This window comes from Megasphaera sp. DJF_B143 (assembly GCF_900320625.1).
GTDB lineage: Bacteria > Bacillota > Negativicutes > Veillonellales > Megasphaeraceae > Megasphaera > Megasphaera hexanoica.
The window spans coordinates 1-6390 of sequence record NZ_ONTA01000124.1; the positions used below are offsets into that span (position 1 = coordinate 1).

Annotated in this window: 5 protein-coding genes; all 5 read right to left on the reverse strand. The window is 47.2% G+C overall.

Annotated elements, in window-relative coordinates:
• Positions 1–554: lactate racemase domain-containing protein (locus tag DBO31_RS03710; RefSeq protein WP_150824473.1), on the reverse strand; the 554-nt coding region annotated here is incomplete at its 3' end.
• Between the two features lie 180 nt (positions 555–734).
• On the reverse strand, positions 735–2156 hold the full coding sequence (locus DBO31_RS03715) for an FAD-binding oxidoreductase (RefSeq protein WP_059076412.1): 1422 nt from the start codon (positions 2154–2156) through the stop codon (positions 735–737).
• Between the two features lie 82 nt (positions 2157–2238).
• The gene (locus DBO31_RS03720; protein ID WP_075581679.1) at positions 2239–3774 is read right to left on the reverse strand and encodes an L-lactate permease; all 1536 of its coding nucleotides are present in this window, start codon (positions 3772–3774) and stop codon (positions 2239–2241) included.
• A 427-nt stretch (positions 3775–4201) separates the two neighbouring features.
• Complete coding sequence (gene proC, locus DBO31_RS03725; protein WP_075581680.1) at positions 4202–5002, reverse strand: pyrroline-5-carboxylate reductase; 801 nt, start codon at positions 5000–5002, stop codon at positions 4202–4204.
• Positions 5003–5031: 29 nt separating this feature from the next.
• Positions 5032–6285, reverse strand: coding sequence for a pyridoxal phosphate-dependent aminotransferase (locus DBO31_RS03730; RefSeq protein ID WP_150824474.1), 1254 nt, complete (start codon positions 6283–6285; stop codon positions 5032–5034).
• Positions 6286–6390: the final 105 nt, after the last annotated feature.

Below are 6390 nucleotides of genomic sequence, written 5' to 3' on the forward strand. Positions count from 1 at the left end.
GATTTCCGGCCACCGGACATGCCGGCAAAGAAATGCGGTTCGATGAATCCTTCTGAAATCAGGAGATCCGTATTAACAGCCGCCTTGTTGATCAGGCATTCTCCACCGGAAGGCAGCGTACCGATGCTGACCATGTCGTCGTCATTACGGCTGACGTGAATGATGAACTTTTCCTTTTCAGCGATTTCTTTTCCGTATTTGGCAACCAGTTCTTCATGAGTAGTCGGACGATGCATCCCTGTTGCAACCAGAATGGTAATATCAATATCCGGATTGCCCTTGCGCAATTCTGCCAGCAGCTGTGGCATGATGACATGGCTCGGTACCGGACGGGTATGGTCACTGGAAATAATGGTACACGTCTTTTTCCCTTTGGCCAGTTCGCTCAGACGAGGACTGCCAATCGGATTAGCCAGTGCATCCGCAACGAGTTCTTCTTCTGATTTGGGCGCTTTATATTCATGGGCATGCGAAAGCAGTACACCTGCTACTTGTTCATCAGGCAGTTCAAAATGAATATGTCCCTTACCAAAAGGGATGGAAAATTTCTGCATATATATCCCAGCCTTTCTGTGTTATGAACGAAACATGACGCCTTACCACATATTCTGCCCGGTACAGCAAAGAGGCTGTCACTACAAGAACAGCCTCTTTACATCAACAGAGTATCAGATTTCAGACGATACATTCAAAGAATTCTGCATCTTTTTCGGCTGTACCGGCAGACGGTATGATTATTCTTCTACAGGAACTTCGTCGTTAATGCTGATTACTTTGCCCGGATTCATGATATTCTTCGGATCCAGTGCTTTCTTCACGGCTTTCATCAGTTTGACTTCTACAGGGTTCGTGTATTTTTCAAGGAGAGCTTCCCGTTTATAGCCAATGCCGTGTTCACCGGAGAGGCGGCCACCCAGGCTGTATACGAGAGCGTAGATTTCGCCCTGGATCTTCGGCAGCATTTCTTCCCATTCTTCCTGAGTGCGGTCATCTTTCAGAATATCAATATGGACGTTGCCATCGCCGCAGTGGCCGGCGCAGTGCATAGCGACATCGTATTTTTCGGAAAGGCGGGAAATCTGCTGTACAGCACTGGGGATTTCCGTCATAGGAACGACGATATCTTCCATGGAGAATACGAGGCTGCGGGCACGGTCGGCTTCCAGATATGCCTTACGGGATTTCCAGATAACTTTCGGGTCAGCGACGAGGGAGTCGATGGCTTTATTTTCTTCTGCAATTTCAACGATTTTTTCTGTCTGTTCATCGAGAACGTCTTCATTGTCACCGGCAATCTGAATGATGATATAGTTACCATTGTCAGAATGAGGCAGTTTTTCATCGAGGAATACTTCTACCTGTTTAATAGAGGCATTGTCCATGAATTCTACGCAGACCGGAGTAATGCCAGCATTCATGACTTTCGGTGTCAGGGCGATAGCATCGTCGAGATTGTCGAATATGAGCAGCAGGTCAGCCTGATATTTAGGCAGGGAAACGAGTTTCAGATAAATCTTGGTAATGATGCCCAGCGTCCCTTCAGAACCGATATAGAGGTGCATGAGCATATAACCCGTTGCATTTTTACGGAATTTACCGCCCAGTGTGACTACTTCGCCCTGCGGGGTAACGACTTCAATGCCCATGACCTGGTCACGGGTTACACCGTATTTAACGGCCCGGTTGCCGCCGGCATTGGTTGCTACGTTACCGCCGATGAAGCAGGAGTCCCCGCTGCAGGGGTCGCCGCCATAAAACAGGCCTTCTTTTTGTACTTCTTCCTGCAAGACAGCCGTCGTAACGCCCGGTTCTGTGACGCATACCATGTTCTGTTTATCGATTTCAAGGATTTTGTTCATCCGTTCGATAGAGATGATGACACCGCCGAATGTGGCGACGGCACCGGCAGCCAGGCCTGTACCAGCTGCACGGGGAACCATGACCGTGTCGTTGTCATAGCAGAGCTTTACGACTTTGGCTACTTCTTCCGTATTAGCCGGCAGGACGACGACCTGCGGTTCTTTCATATAATGAGGATCCGTTACTTCGTCATGGGAATACGGTTCCAGTTTGTCTTTATCGGTATATACATACTTTTCACCAACGATAGCCTTTAACTGTTCAATAAGTTCCGGTGTAACAATACCTTTAGCCATAATAAAATTCCTCCTCTAAATACAAAACACTTTACATGTTGTATAAAACCGGCAGAAAACCGGTGCATAGCCACTAATTACATTACAAAGTCAGGAAACTGGGGATGATAAATGTCAGGATACCGGCAATGACCAGCAGACACAGGCAGTATCCGGCTGTCCCGCGCATAATTTCCCCTTCTTTTCCTTCTGCCAGAGCTCCGACAGCACCGACGCCGAGAGCAATGCTCTGGGGTGACAGCATCTTGCCTATACAACCACCAAGCGAGCTGGCACCGGCCATCCATGCCGGGCTCATGTCCAGAGTGGACGCAACAGAAGTCTGGAGCGGTCCGAATAGTACGTTGGCATTGGTGCAGGATCCGGTAATGAAAGCACCGATAGCACCCACAAAGGGAGCAAATACAGGATATGCATTGCCTGTCGCAAAGACCAAAGCATCGGCAATCTCCTTAGTCATACCGGAATACGTCATGACCTTGGCTACGATAACGACAGTGATAATCGTCAGGAATGTATATCTCAGGCCGACAAAGTTATCAACAAATACGCTCCATATCTTTCCAAAAGAAGCCCCCTGGATTTTACCACCAATGATAGACGCAATCAAAATCATGATACCTGGCGTTGCCACCCAGACGAATGTATACGGTTTGGCACCAGCACCGGCATAGATAGGAACAGATGTCTTGATGGAAGCCAACGGACCGTTGATGAACGGAATGAGTTTGGATGTAAACACGAGGAGCACGAAAATCAAAATGAAAATCATTGCCGCCCGGACACCTTCGCCGAAGGAAACAGGCTGGATATCTTCTGTCTTTACATCCAGTTTATAGTCGGGATCATCGATCTTGACGGCCCGGGAATACAGTACGATGACCGCCATGATAATTACAGAGGACACCATGACCGGGAGCTCTGCCCCGATAGTCATAGAAATCAGCAATTCAGGGATTGCCAGTGCCAGGCCGGAAAGCAGTGTGATAATGCCGACACCTTTCAGGGCTTTCACCCCGCCACCGATGCAGATGACCATTAAAAACGGGGCAATCAGATCGGGAATAAAGGATACAACCGAAACGTTCGTTGCCAGCGTGACGGCATCGATGCCGGTTATAGCAGCCATTGTCGATGTCGGAATGCCAATAGAGCCAAAAGATGGTGCTACGGCATTAGAAATAAGGCAGGCAATGATCGTCCGTATGGGCGGATATCCCAGAGCAACCAGCATAGCCGCCGGGATAGCTACGGCCGTACCAAATCCGGCCATCCCTTCCATGAAAGTCCCAAAGCCCCAGGCAATGAGCAGAAACAGCACACGTTTATCTTCACTAACCGTAGTCAGCATCTGCTTAATTGTATCAAAACTGCCTGTAGCAACTGTCAGTTTATAAGCAAATAAAGCCATAATGATGACAAGTAAAATCGGCCACACCGCCAGGGCTACCCCTTCCAGTGCCGCAGAAACAGCAATGCCCACAGGCATATCAAAGGCAAAGACAGCAATGACAAATGCAATGATTGCCGCAATCGGGCACGCTTTCCACCCAGCCATCTTCAAAAATCCCAATGCTACAATCAGAAATAGTATCGGGAGCAAAGCAAGCAGAACCATTCAAACCACCCTTTCATCAAACACCATGTTTCATGCCCCTAACAGGCAGGTGGCTCATTCATAGCCAGAATCATGAATAAGACCAGTTCTTTTGTGATTATCTCCGGAGTCAATCTCATGATTTAATTATACAACGGAGACGCAGGTAAGTAAATTACATTTATACATATAATCTATATGTATTTCACAACGTATCAATGCCTAAATTGATAATTCTGCATGATTGTTTTATTAATTTAATTTATTATATATTTTTTTTAATATTATTAATGTCGTTCAATAATTCACATATATGCTATGATTTTTTATAATACCTAAACGGAATTATGTGTTATTCCATTTAGGTATATAACATAAAAATAACCGGTTTACAAAACACATTTTGTAAACCGGTTGTCCTATATGTGGTGTTAACTTTTAACTCTAACTACAAGTTCTTGTTTTTTTCAGCAGACGCAATAACGGCATTCATCGCCGCAGCACGGAACCCACTTTCTTCCAAAACGCGTACAGCTTCGATAGTCGTACCGCCGGGAGAGCAGACATCATCTTTCAGCTTGCCCGGATGTTCCCCTGTTTCAAGGACCATCTTTGCCGCTCCCAGAACAGTCTGCGCGGCAAAAGTATATGCCATAGGCCGGAACATTCCTTCCCGCACCCCGGCATCAGCCAGCGCTTCAATGAACATATACACAAAAGCCGGACCACTTCCGCTCAGGCCACAGACAGCATCGATAAGCCGTTCTTCCACGACTTCGGCCTTGCCGAAACTGCGGAAAATAGCGACGGAATCATCCTTTTCATCATCTGTTACAGCTTCATTAAAACAAAGGGCCGCCATACCTTCTCCTACCATAGAAGGCGTGTTTGGCATGACGCGGACGATTTTTGTTCCTGCCGGCATGGCATCAGCCAGGCGCTGCAGGGTAAGGCCGGCAGCGATGGAAATCATCACTTTGTCCGGTGTTACAGCCTGATAAATGTCCTTCAGGACACCGGGCATGATAAACGGCTTGACCGCCAGGATGACCGCCTGGGACTGCTGCACTAATCCGGCAGCCGAATCAACGACAGCGGCACCGGTTTCATCAGCCAGGCGCTGGGCCTTTTCCGTATGGATATTGTACAATATGAGCTGTTTCCCTTCGATCAGGCCGGACCGGACCAGCCCCATAGCAATGGCCCGTCCCATATTCCCTGTCCCGATAATGCCGATTGTTTCAAACATAGGATATCCCTCCCCTATACAGCAAACGATTACTGCACAATGCCAGCTGCATCGACGGCCGCCTTTACCTTGGCTGCCAGACCGGCAATCTTCTTTTTGGATACAGAGCAGACGGCCAGGCGGATACCTTTTTTCAGCGGAACAAGGTAAATATGTTCTTTTTCAAGGGCGGCACATACCTTATCCGAACCAATCATGGGAATAGTAATGAAGAAACCTGACAGATATGGCAGGATTTTCAGACCACAGTCAGCCGCTTCTTTCATAAATATGTCTGCCCGTTCTTTAATCATCTGGAAATACCGTGCCCGTTCTGCATCGAGGCGGGCTACTTTTTCCGGATCTTTCGTAATTTCTATCATCGTCCACATAGCAGAGCTGGTCGGATTGGACCAGGTAGCACGGGCGGTGTACTTATTAATAGCCGTAAATTCATCAGCTACGTCTTCACTGGAGGTGATTCCGATCATCGCACCCATACGCTGGCCATACAGGGTAAAGCCCTTAGAACAGGTATATGCGACGATAGGAAGGATATTAGCCGGCAGATTCCCAAACTTTTTGAAGAAACGGCGGCATTCCTGTTTTTCCCCACTGTAGTCGAGATACGCTACATCGGAAACGAGGATAATATTTTTATCTTTTCCTTCGACAGCTGATTTAATAAAAGAAAGGACGGCATCCCATTCATCCAGATTCAGTCCGAATCCTGTAGGATTATTGGCAGGAGAATTAAGGATAATGACTGTATTATGCTGTTTATTGACGAGGTCCTGCAGATTTTCAGAAAAACTCTTCATATTGAATTTTCCATCATCCGTCAGCAGTTCAAATTCGCGGAGGACGCGGTTGTCGTCACGGATAATATTGCGGTATGCTCCCCAACACCAATCTGTCGTGAGTACTTCATCACCCGGTTCAGAATAGTTGTGAACTGCCGTATGGATAGCGCCGGAGCCGCCAGGTGTGGCAATAGCGCGGATATACCCTTCCGGGCGGGAATCACAGAAGCACTGGTCGATAGCCGCATCGAGATATTCCGGGAAGCCCGGAATCGGTGCATAGGCTACAATCTGATTTGGTGTCAGCTGTTTCAATGTATCCTTTACAATCTGCAGTACGACGAGATCGCCATTTTCATCAATAATGGAACCAATCGTACCGTTTATGACAGCATCAGCCCCATTTTTCTTGACATCTTCTGTGCAACGTGCCGCAGCGGCCATAATAGCATCAGCAGCAAACTTACCTTTTGCATGATTAGCAGCAACACTCATACCCATGTAAAATCAACTCCCCTTTTTTAGTTACCTATTCATTTATACCACATATGCATGGGACTGACAAGAAAAGGGTAACCGTTTTACATATGTATTTTGAATACAAAA